We start from the raw sequence: 16,356 nt of genomic DNA, 5'->3' as shown, positions 1-16,356 counted from the left end.
TTGCTTCTATTACTGCTGCTTCTATTGCTGGCGATCGGCGTTCCAGTTGCCTTCGCGCTTGGCGCAGCCAGCCTTGCGCTGTTTATGTTGCTTGGCATTCCTACCATTGCTGCGTTCCAGCGGATGGCAGCAGGCATGAACGTCTTTACGCTGATGGCGATCCCGTTCTTCGTATTCGCAGGCGATCTGATGGCTCGTACCGGCATTGCGGAACGGTTGGTCCGTGTAGCCGACGGACTTTTTGGTCGATCTCGCGGAGGACTGGGTCAGGTTGATGTCGGTGCCAGCATGATGTTCGGTGCGGTCTCGGGATCGGCAGTTGCATCGGTGTCGGCCATCGGATCCTCACTCATCCCGATGATGAAGGAGCGCGAATATGATGCCGACTATGCGGTCAACGTCACGATAACGGCCGCGATCCTTGGCATCTTGATCCCCCCTTCGCACAATATGATCATCTATGCGGCGGCGGCACCGGTCAGTGTCAGCGTCGGCGATCTGTTTCTAGCGGGTATTGGTCCCGGTTTACTGGCGGGTGCAGCGCTTATGACTGTCGCCTGGCTGGTTGCGTCTAAACGCGGCTATCCGCGAGGCACCTTCCCCGGATGGGGTTCTCTCACCAGAGCATTTGTGGTCGCCTTTCCGGGCCTGATGACAGCGCTTATCATCATATTTGGTATCCTTCTTGGTATCTTCACACCCACGGAAAGCAGTGCGGTCGCGGTCATCTATACGATTTTGGTTGGTGCCTTTGTCTATCGCTCACTTGGTCCACAACGGTTTCTCGAAGCTGCGATGAGTGCAGCGCGTACCACCGCCATGGTCATGCTGATCATCGGTACAGCCAGTATGTTCGGCTGGTTGTTCGCCGTGCTTGAAGGCCCGCAAGCACTTGCTGGTGCATTGACAGCATTGTCGAACGAACCGGCCATTGTGATGCTCATGATCCTTCTGATCTTGCTCATTCTTGGTGCGTTCATGGATATGGCACCGCTTATCATTATCACCACGCCTATATTCTTGCCGGTGGCAATGGATATCGGTGTTGATCCTGTCCATTTCGGTATCGTTATGCTGCTCAATCTGGGCATCGGACTGGTGACTCCGCCAGTTGGGTCGGTGTTATTTGTCGGCTGTGCGGTGGGTAAAGCAAAACCGGAACAGGTCGTGCGCACGATTTGGCCGTTTTATGGCGCGCTAATAACGGTGCTGCTGCTGACCGCTTACGTCCCTTCCCTTTCCCTATGGCTTCCGAGTATTTTCCAGTGAACCACCCCAGATTAAGCTCCCAAACCTATGACTTTACCCGGTACGACCGCAGTCAATCTGCAGGCGTCGTACATCTGGGCGTTGGTGCCTTCCACCGCGCCCATCAGGCGCTCTATTTCGACCAGCTCATGACAAATGGTGCCGAGGGCTGGATGATCTGTGGCGCATCCTTGCGGAGCGCGACAGTGCCGCAACAGCTCGATCCACAGGACAGTCTTTACACTGCCGTAGTCCGTTCTGACCACAGCGAGAAGAGACTGATTGTGGGATCAATATCTGATGTAATCTTCGCGCCGGACAATCCGCAATCGCTGGTTGCTGCGATCGCTGCACCACAAACAGCGTTGGTAACACTGACCATAACCGAAAAGGGCTATCTGATCGATCCAGCCAGTGGCGCGCTCATTCGTAAAGATCCGCACCTCGCCGCCGATCTTTCATCGCTCGACCGTCCGCGTACGGCCCTTGGCTTTATCGTCGCTGGCTTATCGCGCAGGTACGAAGAAGGCCTCGGCCCTGTAACCATCTTGTCTTGCGACAATTTACCCGACAATGGAAAGCGTACTCGTAGCGCCGTACTTGCCTTCGCCAGCGAGGTCGACGCCGATCTCGCCGACTGGATCAAACGCGAGGTCAGCTTCCCAAGCAGCATGGTCGACCGGATCGTACCTGCAACCACGTCAGACGATATCGCCGCACTCACTGAAAGCGCTGGTTATCGAGACGAAGCAATGGTGAAAACCGAAGATTTTACACAGTGGGTGATCGAGGACAATTTCTGCGCCGCACGTCCTGCACTCGAAACTACGGGCGTCCAGATGACCGACAATGTTGCAGGTTGGGAAATGGCCAAATTGCGGTTACTTAATGGGGCGCATAGTATGCTTGCTTATCTCGGCGCCCTGGCTGGACATGATTTCGTCCACCAAGCGATGGCCGCACCCGGCTTCCCGGAACTGCTATCCGCTCTATGGGATGAAGCAGAGGAAACGCTCCCTGAGGTAGACGGACTTGATACAGCAATCTATCGCACCGATCTTGATGCGAGGTTCCGCAATGCCGCACTGCAACATCGGACCGTACAAATTGCTATGGATGGCAGCCAGAAGCTTCCCCAGCGGTTGCTCGGATCAATCAGCGACAGACAAGAATCAGCTCAGACCAGCCCGGCTCTGACGCTATCCGTTGCCGCCTGGATACGCTGGCAATTCGGTGTCGATGAGGCAGGCAAGCGTTACACGGTGGACGATCCACTGGCAAACCGAACGGCACAGGCGATCGCAGCGGGCAATGATGACCCCCAAGCCATTGTCCGTGCAATGCTGAACATCGAACAAATTTTCGGTACTGGTCTGCCGCAGTCTGATGAATTTCCTAACTCTGTGACGCAGCACCTTACTTCACTCATGGAAAAGGGTGCTGCCTCGGTTGTCAGGGATTTTGCCCGATGACCCTGCGCTTGCTTACCTTGAATAGTGATGACGATGTTGCGTTGGCGGTAGAAGCCATCACTCCCGGAGAATTGGTTGCTGGTATCGAAGCGCGCGATCCGATCCCTGCGGGTCATAAAATGGCAATTCAATCCGTTGATGCCGGACAAGCTGTACGAAAATATGGACAAATAATTGGCCTTGCAAAGAGAGCTATCCTTCGGGGTGAGCATGTTCATACACATAATTTGGAGAGCGGTCCGTCCAGTTCGGCTTCCCCTGCTTCTCCGGGTTTCGATCGCGAACCGGTGGTCGCCAAATTTGCCGGATATGCCCGCCCCGACGGGCGAGTAGCGACGCGTAACTATGTCGGCATCCTTTCCAGCGTAAATTGTTCGGCCCATGTTGTACGCAAAATTGCGGACGCCTTTCCAGATGAAATGTTCGCAAATCATAATACTATCGATGGTGTCGTTGCACTGACACACACAACAGGATGCGGCATCCCGGCGGACGGTGAAGCGGCTGCTGTTCTCGATAGGGTCATGGCAGGCTATGCTGCACATCCCAATTTCGGTGGACTACTGATTATCGGGCTAGGCTGCGAAGTTAATCAGGTCGGTCGCATAGAAGAAAGAGCGGGCGGCCCGCCGCTGCGCCGCCTTACTATTCAGGATGAAGGTGGTACGTTGCGCACCATCGAGGCGGGCAAAAAGCTGATCCGCGAGTTAGTTGAGGAGGCAGGCAATATTGAGCGTGCGCCCGTTTCTGCAAAACATCTCACACTGGGGCTACAATGTGGTGGATCAGACGGATGGTCAGGTGTCACGGCAAACCCGGCTCTGGGCCGCGCCGCCGATATGCTGGTGGCAGCCGGCGGTACTGTCATCCTGTCGGAAACGCCGGAAATCTATGGCGCTGAATCACTTTTGCTGCGGCGTGCAGTGTCAGATGACGTTCGCGACAAGCTAAACGCGCGACTGGCATGGTGGCAAGATTATGTCACTCGGCATGGGTCGGAATTAAACAACAACCCTTCGCCCGGGAATATTGCTGGCGGCTTGACCACCATTCTTGAAAAATCGCTTGGTGCCGTAGCCAAATCCGGCAGTGCGCCATTGCAAGATGTGTTTGAATATGGCGAGCGGATAGATCGACCTGGCTTCGTGTTTATGGATTCACCCGGCTACGATCCCTGTTCGGCGACCGGACAGATGGCATCGGGCGCTAATATTCTGGCATTCACCACCGGACGTGGATCGGTCTTTGGTTCGCGTCCCGCGCCGTGCATCAAGCTCGCATCAAACCAAGCCATGGCAGCACGAATGGATGAGGATATGGATATTGATTGCTCGCCTGTACTCAATGGACGCAGCCTCGATGACATGGGTGCTGAGATCTTCGAAATGATGCTTGCCATTGCATCGGGTTCGCCAAGCAAATCTGAGGCTCTGGGATTTGGCGATATGGAATTCGTTCCCTGGCAATTGGGAGCCATAATGTGAAGATATACTCTTGGATAGTTGCCGCAGCTCTGATTGCCACGCCGGTTTTTGCTAAAGCGCAAAACCAATCACATCGGGATGATCAGGCTGATATATCGGAACGCGAGCATAGCATCCGGCAAGCCATGGCGGAAACGGCTCATTATGTTTCGACAGTCCTGATTCAACCGTCGGGCAAGGGACGAACAGATTATGACCTCGTCAGTGGCAAATGGTCTGATTATGAAACGCACTGGCATACCGGACAAGCCATCTGGGGATTGGTTGAAAGCGCTGCGTTGCTGAATGATCCTTCGCTAGAAGCTGCAGCCAAACGGGCCGGCGACTGGTGGATATCAACTGAATATCAGGATCTGCACCCTTTTGCAGGACTCGTCGATGCCGCTCATGGCAACCGGTTGGGACCACTACTCAACTGGACGACCATTGCCGATGGTACGCCAGGGCTTTTCGCTTTGTCGCGTGCAACTGGCGACCCGCGCTATGCCGACAGCGCAACCCGGTCCGGCAAATGGCTGTGGCGCAATACGCGCGTACCGGATAGCGTCAAAGGCGGCGAAGGGCTATTCTATAACATATTTGATCCGTCGCGCGGGGTTGTTGTCACCGACTGGAATCCGCACAAGCAAGGCGCGGTGTATGATCAAAGAGTCGATTACGGCTCTCCCCCGATCGAGGAATTGGCGCGGCCCAATATAGAAGGGTTTCTGTTTGCCGATATGTGCCGCCATACAGGGGACCGCCTATGGTGCGATCGGTTCCTCGAACAAGCCGAGTTCGCGCTCGCTCGCCAGCACGCCAATGGCTTGTGGATGGAATTCGAGCCAAATGATCCCAAGACTGGCAACGTCCATCCACGCTTTAACATCTGGAATGCCGAAGCGCTGCTTGAAGCTTATGCACTGACCAGTGACAATCGGTTTCTGGATGGAGCAGAGCGTACTGCAACTTTTTACCGCGATATTGCCACCAAAGATGGCACGATCCATTATCGGTTAAATACTGATGGAACGGCTCAGCGCGGTTCAATCACCGGGTCGGCGGTGGCGTTTAACGGTATCTTGATGTTGCGCTTGCGTGACTATGGCAAAACCGGTTTCGACAAGGCGATAAACCGGACCGCCAAATGGTTGGCAGCCAACCGCTTTTCGCCAGACCATGCCGATCCTAACATCGCAGGCGCTGTTATAAATACACGTTACAAAACCGGCGGCGGTAAGGCTCAATTGATCCAGCGTGACGTAGGCAGCACTTTCGCTCTCCGGTTCATGGCGCTCTATTTGCGTGATCTGCGTGGTGAAAATGTAAATGCTCATTTGACCGGAAGCAAATCACCATGAAGCTATCACGTCGGCATTTGCTGGGAAGCGTGGCTCTGTTCGGTACAGCGATCCCGTTCCAACTGGCGGCGCAACCTTCCAGCTCTGTTGAGAAGGATATCATAAGTAATAATAGCGGCGCGCTACATGTACTGGAGGGTCGGGAACGTTTGTCGCTTGATGGCGCGTGGCATTATATTCTCGATCCGTTCGATGTGGCTGGCCGCAAGCCCAAGGCCCGCCGCAATTTTTGGGAAAACACGATTGAAACGCCGGCAACCGGACTGATCGAATATGAATGGAACAGTAGCCCGCGCATGATGCTGCCCGCCGCGTGGAACGATGCGGAAGAACGGCTAGATTATTATGAGGGACCGGTTTATTTCCGCCGTCTGTTCACCGCGCCGATCGAAGCAGAGAAACGCCATTTCTTACATTTCGAAGCGGTAAATTACGCTGCCACAGTCTGGCTTGATGGGAATCTTGTCGGTCGGCATGAGGGCGGTTTCACCCCCTTTTCGATCGAAGTAACCGACTGCATCCGTTCCGGTACTGCCCACAGCCTGGTGGTTCGCGCTGACAGCCGGCACGGCCCGAAGACATTGCCAGGCCTCGATTTCGATTGGAAAAACTGCGGCGGTATTACGCGTTCTGTGTCATTGCTGTCGGTGCCGCGTAACTTTATCCGGTCCAGCTTCATTTCCTTGCGTAATAGCCAGATAGAAGCTGCGATAGAAGTCGATGGAGATGCTGGCACATCAGTTAAACTCAACTGCCCCGCCTTGGGTTTGACACTTTCCGGCTCGGCAGGAGAAGATGGCAAGATTACCCTGTCTGCCCCCGCACCGGACAATCTGAAACTATGGTCACCTGATGATCCCCATCTCTACAATTTCACCATCACCTGCGGCAACGAAACAGCGATCGAACAAATTGGGTTCCGAGTGGTGGAAGTGAGAGGGCGTGAGGTCCTGCTCAACGGCAAATCGATATTCCTGCGCGGTATTGCGATGCATGAAGAAGCATTCGGCGCAAAGGGCGAGCGCGCGGTCAGCGAGGCGGAAGCACGTGCGCTTCTGGCCGAAGCAAAGGCGCTGGGTTGTAATTTCGTTAGGTTGGCCCATTATCCTCATGCAGCTCACACCGCGCGTCTCGCGGACGAGATGGGGCTGATGCTATGGGCTGAAATTCCCGTTTATTGGGAAGAAATCGACTATAGTGATAAAGGTACGCTGGCTTTGGCTCGCGGCATGATGGCAGAACTCGTCCGCCGCGACAGCAACCGGGCAAGTGTGGTCATGTGGTCGGTCGCAAATGAAACACCGCAAACACCCGTGCGCACGCGCTTCTTGCGAACAGTTATTGCCGACGTCCGGCGCTTCGACCCTACCCGACTGGTAACGGCAGCGCTCAACAAAAATGTCGATGTTGGCGGCGTTCGCGACGGCGAAAGTATCATAACCGTACAGGACGAGCTTGCTGCGGATCTCGATGTCGTCGCGATCAATCAATATGAAGGCTGGTATGGCAAACGAGATCCCCGCGAAATTAAGCAAGTATCTTTCCGCAATGGCTATGACAAACCATTGATGTTTTCCGAATTTGGTGCAGGCGCGCCCTATGGAAATCATGGACCACGTGAAGAACGGTGGACCGAGGAATATCAAGCGTGGCTGTACGAAGAGACCTTAAAAATCATTGCCGAGACACCGGACTGTGTTGGTCTTTCGCCTTGGCTGTTGAAGGATTTCCGTTCCCCTCGCCGATGGCATGGTCGTTTCCAGGAGTTGTGGAACCGCAAGGGCCTAACTTCACCTGAAGGTCGGCGCAAGAAGGCATGGTTTGTGCTGCGTGACTATTACCGCAATATCGCGGTACCCAAGGGCTAACTCATTGAAAAAGAGGGACAGCCGGCAGGGAAACAATTCTGGGAAGCTTTACGGAAATGGAATTGCTGGTCCAATCTATTAGCGAAAAGGGCATGACTTTCGTCATGCCCTTCGTCGGCTTCTGGCTGTGAACTTTGTTTCACACCTGAAGCATGCGGGACCATCGTAGGTATTGGTCCCGTTGGGGGATTTTGATTGATAGTCATATCTATTGGGACGCAGTCCAGCGGCGGCGCAGCTTCTGCTTATGAACTTGCAATTTTTGGCGAACAACTTTCGGCCTTGCTCCGTTTTCGATGGCATTTTTCGCACGGGCATTGAGTTTGCGGTTTATCTTCTTCCAGTTGGGGCCGCTTGATCTGTTCTCCGGATAATCGGTTTCGACGCCAATCTGCATACCGGATTCCACAGCCTGCGCGGGATTTGCCTCAACACTTTCCTGTTGGGCCAGCGCCGGTGCGGGAATTAAAATGGCTGCAATGATCATGATATTCGTCTGTTTCATGGCCTCTCTCCTGTTTTCAGCTGGAAAATAAAGCTGCGGCTGGCCGATTGAGTGAAAGGATTAGTGCCAGCCGCAGTTTATTTCGGCGATCTAGCGATCGTGGCGAAATCTCCGTGGTTTTGGGTTCTTGACGCGCAATGGTTTTATCCGCTTTTTCGGACGGAAACTGGGATCGCGCGTCACCTGCGTATTGCGCACGATCTTCCCGTCGACACGCGAAGCATTGTCCAGACGATCATAAACGACATCACCATTCCGGGTCACCGTCCGGCCGCGTTCGCGGCTATTCTCGCCGCGCGTGCCATAAGCGGAATAGTCATATTGATCACCGCGACGATTATAGGCCGAACCGCTCGCTTCAAAACCATTGTCCGTCCGGTCGCGTTGATAATCGAAGCCGCGTGACCGGCCTTTAAAATCGGTCTGTTGGCCACTAGCCGTCCAGCCCGCTTCGGTACGCGTGCGATTATAGTCGTGGCTTGCAGTTGCGCCATCCGATTTACGGGTGATATCACCGTCAACGACAACATTGCCAGCACCGTCGCGGGTAATAGTCTTGGTGCCGATGACCCGGTCATTGTCCACGGAAACTGTTTTGGTGCGTTCGGCCAGCGCCGGGCCACCAACTATCAAGGCAGCCAAGGGTAACAACATGATCTTTTTCATTTTACTCTCCATACTCTATTCAGTCGCAGCTTCTTTGCCGCTCCTGTCTGTTCAACGCTTGAGAACGGAAAACCCTTCGAAAAATTTTATGACCAGCCTAATTGCGGCGGCGACGTATCTGCGCGCGGCGTTCCTTCAGGTTCGGACGCGGCTTCGCGGACTTGCGAATCTGTTTGGCACGTTCGCGCATGCGAGCGCGTTCGGCTGGTGTTGCCTGCAGATAGCGATCGCGCAATTGTTCCAATCGCCGCGGCGCAACCGGAATCGCCGCCGCCGGTGTTGACGAAAGTGTGGAATCGTCGGTCATGACATCGTCGGCGTTGATTTCAGGCGTCACTACAGGCTCCGCGGCCTCAATGGATGTCGTGGTTTGTTCTGCTGGTTCAGAGGGCGCGAGCGACAGAGGCTCAGATGAAGAGGTTTGCTGCTCGGCCAATATACCGGCCAATCGTTCTTTTGCGATAGCTTGCCGTTCAGGCGGTAGTGCCTCGATCCGCTCCAACAGCCTTTCCTTTTGCACCGGCGTCGCGTTCTGAATTTTTTCGCTTATGCGCTCGGCTCGCGTTTGCGTTCTATTGGTTTGCCGTTCTGCACGAACCTGTTTGACGGCGGACCGCAGCTCTTCCGGCGTGGCTTTGCCCGAACGGATCAGTTTTCTTGATGCTGCTTTTAGTACCGCTGCTTTTTGACGCGGGCGCAGCTGTTTGAAACGGGGTGCGTCGGTAACCCGTTCCAACATATTTTGCGCGTTTATCTGGCCTTCTGTCAGTGCGGTTTCTTTTACGATAGGTTCTGATTTTTCAATCTGCTGTCCTGATCCCGGCGACTCTGCATTACGCGCCAATGGAATGGCGGCGGGCTCCGGCTTGACAACTATATCTAGGTTTCGGGCGATATCGGAAATAACCGGCACCTCGACAGGCTCGCCTAAAAGCCCCATCGCTGCGGCGGTTGCGGACATAAGCCCGACGGTGGCAACCGAACCCACCCAGCGTCCAGCACGGCGCCAGGGGCTTGGGGAGCGACGACGCGGCTGCGCACTTTTGTGAACGGCCGGCTTTCCGCTGGCTTCGGATTCTACCCGGGCAACCAGACGGTCGGCAAAACCGCTAGGTAACGCTGGCACATCATAATGATCCAGCGCCGCGCGCATCGTGGGGGAAAAGGCGTTGGCAGATGCACTCATCATAGACACATCCTTCCCGCATCATCTTTGACCACGCCTTTGCCTTCGACACAGTCTTTCAATATGCCGCGCGCACGGTAGAGCAGTGACTCGAACGCCTTAATGTTCATATCCAGACTGTCGGCGGCCAACTGATTGGAAAGCTGTTCATAATAGGTGAGAATGATCGACGCCCGCTGCCGTTCGGGAAGGTCGCCTATACATTCGATTACCGCTTGTTTCACTTCATCACTTTCTATTGCCGCGTCCGCAAGTGGCGTTTCGTCGGCGCGATCAGGGGCCTCATCACTGCTTTGGCGGCGTGCCTTGCGCAGCCTGTCTATGCACAAGTTGGTCCCAACACGGCTGAGCCAGGCGGCAATGCCCGGACCACCTTCCACCCAGCGATCCGCATGGTTCCACAGACGAAGCAGCGTTTCTTGCGCGATATCTTCTGCCTCCACTGGATCAGCGAGCATGCGGCAACCTATGCGAAACGGAATTTCGGCATAAAGATCAGCGACATTGCGCAACGCTTCAGAATCGCGCGCGCGGATGCTGCGCATAAGCGCATCGTCATCCTGACCGTCTATCGCCTTTGCCGTCTCCAAATATCCCACTCCGCCTGCGCGGCTTTTCGCCCCTTAATACCCATAATACGCGCCAAGTCTTAAAACCCTTCGAATTTTTTTGAAGGGTTTTGCGTGTTGCCGCGTTTTCCCATCATAGTTGTATGATTTTTAGGGGGAATATTATGAGAAATATCTGTCTGGCCGGGCTGATATGGGCGGTTTCCACGCCTGTTTTTGCCGCGGAGCAAACACAGGATAATCGATGGGAAATTGGGATATCCGGCGGCACAACTATGATCGGCGATAGTGACGATCAGTCGTATATTGCAGGATCTGTAACGCGCGAAATTGGCGATGCCTATATTGGTATCGCGGCAAGTTTTACCGATCCGACCGCGACTCAAGGGTTTTTGCGGACAGTCCCGGCACGAACACAACAGATAACCCTGTTTGGCGGCATTCGCTTGAATGCGGTCAGTTTTGGCGGGCGCGTTTCATTGGGGCGCCGCAAATTTGATACCGAAAGTCTCGGCAGTGAAGATACGCCCGTTCTGGTGGACAGCAGCGGCCAGATTTTCGGCGCAGGACTAACACTGACCTATGATATTCCGGTGGGCGAATATGGCTTTTTCTCACCTTCGGTGTCGGTAGATTATGACAGTGTCGATATTGGCCGGCTGGCAACCGCACCCAATGGCAGGCTGTTGACCGTCGAAGAACGCGAGGACGGTTTCAGTGGATCTCTAGCTTTTAGCTACGTTCATCTGTTCGGAGAATCTGCGGCCCATAGCGCTGGACCCTATATTGCCATCGTGGCGAGCAGCAACAGCACCGTGTTTTCTCCCGGAACCGGAGGCGAAAGGGTCGCGCAGCTTGCGGCGATCCGTAATGCTCCTGGCGAAGGAGACGTCTGGATGGAAGTCGGTGGATCGGCCTCTTTCGGGCTTTCAGAAAATCTGCGGCTAAACCTTTCTGCAACCCAGACATTGGGGTTTGTCGGGCCGGAAGCGATATCACTCAATGCCGGGTTGAGTTTGCGTTTCTAATGGATTTTTAAAGCGAATAGAAACCTGTCTCATGTGCTGCTTCAAACTGACTTCTGTTATGGGCGCAAAAGTGAACTGAAAACTAATCGGCCAATTGGCATTCACATTTCATACATGCCAAGATGGGCTAATTGTGCTAGATCCGCGGAAGGGGGGATCGGAATGCACTTCGGAACTAGATTTGGTGGACCTCTTGCTGCCATCATCGCCCTAGGTTTCAGCTTGTTTCCTGCCTCATCGTCGGGAAACTCCACCAAAGCGTCCAATGTTGCGATCCCAGTGATGCTTCTCCAAACAGTCGGTGAGGCGGAAAACCAATGCAGGATTGATCGCGAAGCCTGCCTCATCAGTGCCAGCCGTTGTAAATCCAACTATGATTACGAAGATAGACTAACCCAACAGTGCAGGGCGAACGTCGTCAATCGTTACAAACGCTGCGAAAGCCGCCGAATCCAGACTCTACCCAAAACACGCAGCCACCCCGGAGCCAATCAACTACAAAGAACAATCAATGCGGACCGTGCGAAAAAAGAGGCTGTCCTAAAGGCATGCGGCCGAAGGCCAAGCCGTGCTGAACTGCAAAAGGCTTGTCCAGCCCGTCAGGGAGGCTGTAAATCGCCGGGTTACTGTACTCAGCAATATCAATATTGTTCAAGCAGTGCTTACTCGACAGACCGGTCAAATGCTGAACAATGGGAAGCACAGACACCTGCGCCGCCTCCGCCGCCCGTAAGGCAGAGACCTAGTTCTGCACCTGCTCCAGATAACGGATTAGAAAGAGTTCTAAGAGGCGGCAAAAAAACCATCGTTCGCACAGACAACAGGCCCATCATCCGTAAGGTAAGTATCGAGAATACATGCAAGAAGCCCATCCCGGTCGCATATGCTGTGGAAACCCACTCCGAAAACGTGACAAAATTTCGAACTTGGGGATGGAATATGTTGAAGCCTGGAATCAACATAATCGACTTTCCTCAACAGCGAGCTAACGTCCAAATATACCTTAGGCGTGGTGAGTTAGCGAGAATAAGAAACGATCGGACATTGCAGGACTACAAACACAGAAGCATCAATCTATACTATATTTTAGAAGATCAGGATTTTGATGTTAGCTATGACCATTTCAATCTACCCAGCAATCCGAACATGAGGAAGGTCCGTTTCGCTCAGCTTACTCAAGGGTTCAAAAAAGACATGCACCGATTTGAGATCAGAAAATGCAATAAGAAGAGGAAGGTGCAATGAGACTGATTGAAAGTCTGCTAACGGGATAGTTTGAACCTTGGTACGTTGCCCGAATAACCCAAAGAAACGAATAGGGAGGGTAAGTCATGATTTACTGGACTTCTACATCTCTAATCAGCCTGTATCTCTTTGCTAGTTCTGCATCCTATCTGTTTCATCAGCCAACGATGGCGGGCATCCGCGATTTGGGTTTCCCCGATTTCTTCCGTATCGAACTGGCCATCCTAAAAATTGCTGCCGGGATCGTAATTCTATTACCCTTTACACCGGATCCAATGAAAGAATGGGCCTATGCGGGAATTACACTATTCCTTTTGACTGCGATCATCGCTCATCATGCACATGGCGACCCGGTAATCTTAAATATCATCAACCTGCTCATCTTCATTGTGCTCGGCGTTTCGTATACCAGTCGCATGTCGTCGTTACCTTGATGAATGCGATTGGCTTTTAAAAGGGACGCTTTCACTTAGCAGATGCCATCGTTCAAACATGTCAATTCTAACGTCCACTTTCGGGAAATAGTGGACTTTGGCAGAAACCATGACAATGAAAGGGATAGTTAAGGATTGCGTTTCTCCAGGCCTTAGAAGCTCTCGCCATCCCATTGAGCAAGATCAAAGCAAACAGAGGCCTGCAATATCTCCAACGTAAAGCAATCGCTTAAACTCGAAACCCCATGAAAAAAGGCGAGCTCCTGAGGAACCCGCCTGAATTTTTTCAAACAAAGCGCGAAAAAAAGGGGAAGCGCTTTAAACACTCCCCCGATTTATTTATTTATTAACGGCGTCCTTCAAGCCCTTGCCGGCTTTGAATTTTGCTTGTGTAGATGCAGGAATCTGCATTGGCTCACCCGTGCGTGGGTTACGGCCTGTAGAAGCTTTACGCTTTGATGTAGAAAATGTTCCAAAACCGACGAGACGGACTTCATTTCCGCTCTTCAGTGAACCTGTGATGGAATCGAAAACTGCGTCAACGGCTTTGCCGGCATCGCTTTTGCTGAGACCACTGTGATCTGCAACGCTACTGATAAGATCCTGTTTATTCATATTGGGTATCCCCCCTTCTCTAAAAGCAACTCTTGATTGAATCGCGGCTTTGTCTGAGCGCAGTAAGAACAAATTACCCCTTTGAGTCAAAGGAAAACCGCCAAATTCTGGGTCAAAGATGTAATATTTATGCCAAACGGTTAAATTTGTTACGATTCAGAACTTCAACCACCGGTGTTTCCGCGTGAATCGCGTTGGCGTTAGCAATAGTTGCCGGCTGCGACTCGCGGATAATTGCGATTAATGCCTTGCTGCAGAAGAGCCTGCTTCATCCGCAACAGGAGCCGTGGCATGGCTGGCCAGCTCGTCGGCATCACTCCACTCGATTGGTTCAACCTTTTCCGCGAGCGCCTCAGCGAGCACCTCATCCACATGCTTGACCGGTATGATTTTCAGCGAAGATGTGATGTTGTCCGGAATTTCGACCAGATCCTTCTCGTTTTCTGCAGGGATTAAAACCGTCGTGATGCCCCCACGCAAAGCGGCAAGAAGCTTCTCTTTCAAGCCACCAATAGGCAGAACACGTCCGCGCAATGTCACTTCGCCAGTCATCGCAACATCCCGGCGAACAGCAATACCCGTCAACGTGGAGACAATAGCGGTTACCAGTCCAACACCCGCCGAAGGACCATCTTTCGGGACGGCACCTTCCGGCAAGTGGATATGAATATCCTTACGACCAAAAATGCTCGGTTTGATGCCATAAGATGGCGCGCGAGCCTTCACGAATGACAGAGCGGCTTGAACCGACTCAGTCATTACTTCGCCCAGTTTACCAGTTGTCTTGATCTGGCCCTTGCCGGACACCGTCACTGATTCAATAGTCAGCAGTTCACCGCCCACTTCGGTCCAGGCCAAACCGGTTACAGCGCCTACCTGGTTCTCTTCTTCACCAACACCGTGGCGATATTTGCGCACCCCGGCATATTCAGAGAGCGTTTCTGGCGTAATTTCAACGCTTTCATACTCACCTTCAAGGATCCGGCGAAGCGCTTTACGGGCCAGCTTGGCAATTTCGCGTTCCAACGTCCGCACACCAGCTTCGCGCGTATAATAGCGGATCAGGTCACGCAAAGCGTCTTCTTGTAGCGCAAATTCGCCCTTTTTCAGGCCATGCGCATCAATTTGTTTGTCGATCAAATGGCGTTTGGCGATTTCCACCTTTTCGTCTTCCGTATAGCCTTCAAGCCGGATGATCTCCATCCGGTCGAGCAACGGTTGCGGAAGATTCAGGGAGTTAGCGGTCGTGACAAACATGATGTCCGACAAATCTATATCTATTTCCAGATAATGATCCTGGAACTTATCATTTTGCTCAGGGTCCAGCACTTCCAATAGCGCCGATGCCGGGTCACCCCTGAAATCCTGACCAAGCTTGTCAATCTCGTCGAGTAGGAACAACGGATTGGATGTGCCGGCTTTTTTCAGATTGGACACAATCTTGCCGGGCAGCGAACCGATATAGGTCCGGCGATGACCGCGGATTTCCGCTTCATCGCGTACGCCGCCAAGCGACTGCCGTACGAATTCCCGCCCGGTTGCCCGCGCAATCGACCGGCCCAGCGAGGTTTTACCAACACCGGGTGGGCCAACGAGGCATAAAATTGGGCCTTTCAGCTTGTTGGTCCGCGCCTGAACCGCGAGATATTCGATAATCCGCTCTTTCACTTTCTCCAGCGCGAAGTGATCATCATCAAGTACCTTTTCGGCTTGCTTGATGTCCTTCTTTAAGCGGGATTTCTTGCCCCAGGGCAGCCCCAACAAGACGTCGAGATAGTTGCGTACAACCGTCGCTTCCGCCGACATGGGCTGCATGCCCTTGAGCTTCTTATATTCGGCATTGGCTTTGGTCTTGGCTTCTTTGGAGAGCTTCATCTCCTCAATTTTTTTACCCAGCGCCGACATTTCGTCGCCCTCACCGTCTTCGCCGTCTCCCAGCTCGCGCTGAATCGCCTTCATCTGTTCATTCAGATAATATTCGCGCTGGGTTTTCTCCATCTGGCGCTTGACGCGTCCGCGGATTTTCTTTTCGACTTGCAGAACGCCAAGTTCACCTTCCATGAAGGCAAAGGCCATTTCCAATCGCTTGACTGGATCGCTTTCGATTAACAGGCTTTGCTTGTCAGCCACTTTCACATTGATATTGGCTGCTACGGCGTCGGCGAGACGCGATGCTTCCTCAATCTCGCCCAGTTGCACGACCGTTTCGGCCGGCATTTTTTTATTGAGTTTGGAGTAATTCTCAAACTGCTCAACAACAGAGCGCATCAACGCGGCCGCCTCTGGCCCCTCAACCGATTTTTCTTCGATCAGATCTACGGTCGCCAGCACAAAACCGTCATCTTGTTCGTCCAAAGTCAAATGCTTCGCGCGTTGCTTGCCTTCAACAAGTACTCGTACTGTGCCATCGGGCAGCTTTAACAGCTGCAGCACCGTCGCAACCACACCTAGATCATAAAGCTGATCGCGAACCGGATCATCTTCAGCGGGATCCAGCTGCGCCACGAGGAAAATTTCCTTGTTGCTGTCCATGGCCTTTTCCAAAGCCACCACAGATTTGTCGCGTCCGACGAAAAGCGGCACGATCATATTGGGAAAAACCACAATATCACGCAGCGGCAGCAAAGGCAGCGATTTCGCTTCTGGGTTGGTGGCAGATGTGGACTCGGACTGGGACATTGATACTCCAAACTATG

At 53.1% G+C, this 16,356-nt stretch carries 14 protein-coding genes; 8 read left to right on the top strand and 6 right to left on the bottom strand.

The window, feature by feature from the left end; genetic code table 11:
• The 5 genes from BS29_RS08300 to BS29_RS08280 are packed head-to-tail and all read left to right on the top strand — an operon-like array spanning nucleotide 1 to nucleotide 7,412.
• Nucleotides 1–1,269 carry a TRAP transporter large permease gene (locus BS29_RS08300; RefSeq protein ID WP_229956715.1) on the top strand — a complete coding sequence of 423 codons (1,269 nt, stop codon included), beginning with the start codon at nucleotides 1–3 and terminating at the stop codon, nucleotides 1,267–1,269.
• Entirely contained in the window at nucleotides 1,266–2,720 is a 1,455-nt protein-coding gene (locus BS29_RS08295) for a mannitol dehydrogenase family protein (RefSeq protein WP_229956714.1), read from the top strand. Before BS29_RS08300 ends, BS29_RS08295 begins: the two co-directional genes overlap by 4 nt.
• The gene (locus BS29_RS08290) at nucleotides 2,717–4,204 is read left to right on the top strand and encodes a UxaA family hydrolase (RefSeq protein WP_229956713.1); all 1,488 of its coding nucleotides are present in this window, start codon (nucleotides 2,717–2,719) and stop codon (nucleotides 4,202–4,204) included. The genes BS29_RS08295 and BS29_RS08290 overlap by 4 nt, the downstream gene beginning before the upstream one ends.
• The gene (locus BS29_RS08285; RefSeq protein WP_229956712.1) at nucleotides 4,201–5,544 is read left to right on the top strand and encodes an AGE family epimerase/isomerase; all 1,344 of its coding nucleotides are present in this window, start codon (nucleotides 4,201–4,203) and stop codon (nucleotides 5,542–5,544) included. The genes BS29_RS08290 and BS29_RS08285 overlap by 4 nt, the downstream gene beginning before the upstream one ends.
• A complete protein-coding gene (locus BS29_RS08280; RefSeq protein WP_229956711.1) occupies nucleotides 5,541–7,412 on the top strand; it encodes a glycoside hydrolase family 2 protein in 1,872 nt (623 codons plus the stop codon). The genes BS29_RS08285 and BS29_RS08280 overlap by 4 nt, the downstream gene beginning before the upstream one ends.
• A gap of 208 nt (nucleotides 7,413–7,620) precedes the next feature.
• On the opposite strand, the gene BS29_RS08275 is transcribed toward BS29_RS08280, so the two are convergent.
• The 4 genes from BS29_RS08275 to BS29_RS08260 form a co-directional block, all read right to left on the bottom strand.
• Nucleotides 7,621–7,917 (bottom strand): hypothetical protein, encoded by a 297-nt coding sequence (locus BS29_RS08275; RefSeq protein WP_229956710.1) that lies wholly within the window; start codon nucleotides 7,915–7,917, stop codon nucleotides 7,621–7,623.
• A 90-nt stretch (nucleotides 7,918–8,007) separates the two neighbouring features.
• Nucleotides 8,008–8,583 (bottom strand): hypothetical protein, encoded by a 576-nt coding sequence (locus BS29_RS08270; protein WP_229956709.1) that lies wholly within the window; start codon nucleotides 8,581–8,583, stop codon nucleotides 8,008–8,010.
• Between the two features lie 97 nt (nucleotides 8,584–8,680).
• Nucleotides 8,681–9,772 (bottom strand): hypothetical protein, encoded by a 1,092-nt coding sequence (locus tag BS29_RS08265; protein WP_229956708.1) that lies wholly within the window; start codon nucleotides 9,770–9,772, stop codon nucleotides 8,681–8,683.
• Nucleotides 9,769–10,359, bottom strand: coding sequence for a sigma-70 family RNA polymerase sigma factor (locus tag BS29_RS08260; RefSeq protein WP_229956707.1), 591 nt, complete (start codon nucleotides 10,357–10,359; stop codon nucleotides 9,769–9,771). Before BS29_RS08260 ends, BS29_RS08265 begins: the two co-directional genes overlap by 4 nt.
• 143 nt (nucleotides 10,360–10,502) lie before the next feature.
• Here BS29_RS08260 and BS29_RS08255 point away from each other — a divergent pair, with 143 nt between their 5' ends.
• The 3 genes from BS29_RS08255 to BS29_RS08245 all read left to right on the top strand — a co-directional run bounded on the left by BS29_RS08255 (nucleotide 10,503) and on the right by BS29_RS08245 (nucleotide 13,045).
• A complete protein-coding gene (locus tag BS29_RS08255; protein WP_229956706.1) occupies nucleotides 10,503–11,366 on the top strand; it encodes an autotransporter domain-containing protein in 864 nt (287 codons plus the stop codon).
• A 162-nt stretch (nucleotides 11,367–11,528) separates the two neighbouring features.
• Nucleotides 11,529–12,611 (top strand): hypothetical protein, encoded by a 1,083-nt coding sequence (locus BS29_RS08250; protein WP_229956705.1) that lies wholly within the window; start codon nucleotides 11,529–11,531, stop codon nucleotides 12,609–12,611.
• An 86-nt stretch (nucleotides 12,612–12,697) separates the two neighbouring features.
• A complete protein-coding gene (locus BS29_RS08245) occupies nucleotides 12,698–13,045 on the top strand; it encodes a DoxX family protein (RefSeq protein WP_229956704.1) in 348 nt (115 codons plus the stop codon).
• Nucleotides 13,046–13,384: 339 nt separating this feature from the next.
• On the opposite strand, the gene BS29_RS08240 is transcribed toward BS29_RS08245, so the two are convergent.
• Entirely contained in the window at nucleotides 13,385–13,660 is a 276-nt protein-coding gene (locus BS29_RS08240) for an HU family DNA-binding protein (RefSeq protein WP_074205352.1), read from the bottom strand.
• 240 nt (nucleotides 13,661–13,900) lie between these two features.
• Nucleotides 13,901–16,339, bottom strand: coding sequence for an endopeptidase La (gene lon, locus BS29_RS08235; RefSeq protein WP_229956703.1), 2,439 nt, complete (start codon nucleotides 16,337–16,339; stop codon nucleotides 13,901–13,903).
• Nucleotides 16,340–16,356 lie beyond the last annotated feature (17 nt).

The organism is Parasphingorhabdus litoris DSM 22379, from assembly GCF_020906275.1.
GTDB classification, from domain to species: Bacteria; Pseudomonadota; Alphaproteobacteria; order Sphingomonadales; family Sphingomonadaceae; genus Parasphingorhabdus; species Parasphingorhabdus litoris.
Note: the sequence above shows the minus strand (reverse complement) of the source record. Positions and strands in the feature narration are given on the sequence as shown.

Coding starts and splice junctions, on each gene's coding strand:
- BS29_RS08245 (WP_229956704.1), top strand. CDS start 12,698: ATGATTTACTGGACTTCTACATCTCTAATCAGCCTGTATCTCTTTGCT.
- BS29_RS08270 (WP_229956709.1), bottom strand. CDS start 8,583: ATGAAAAAGATCATGTTGTTACCCTTGGCTGCCTTGATAGTTGGTGGC.
- BS29_RS08280 (WP_229956711.1), top strand. CDS start 5,541: ATGAAGCTATCACGTCGGCATTTGCTGGGAAGCGTGGCTCTGTTCGGT.
- BS29_RS08290 (WP_229956713.1), top strand. CDS start 2,717: ATGACCCTGCGCTTGCTTACCTTGAATAGTGATGACGATGTTGCGTTG.
- lon (WP_229956703.1), bottom strand. CDS start 16,339: ATGTCCCAGTCCGAGTCCACATCTGCCACCAACCCAGAAGCGAAATCG.
- BS29_RS08250 (WP_229956705.1), top strand. CDS start 11,529: ATGCACTTCGGAACTAGATTTGGTGGACCTCTTGCTGCCATCATCGCC.
- BS29_RS08275 (WP_229956710.1), bottom strand. CDS start 7,917: ATGAAACAGACGAATATCATGATCATTGCAGCCATTTTAATTCCCGCA.
- BS29_RS08240 (WP_074205352.1), bottom strand. CDS start 13,660: ATGAATAAACAGGATCTTATCAGTAGCGTTGCAGATCACAGTGGTCTC.
- BS29_RS08255 (WP_229956706.1), top strand. CDS start 10,503: ATGAGAAATATCTGTCTGGCCGGGCTGATATGGGCGGTTTCCACGCCT.
- BS29_RS08265 (WP_229956708.1), bottom strand. CDS start 9,772: ATGATGAGTGCATCTGCCAACGCCTTTTCCCCCACGATGCGCGCGGCG.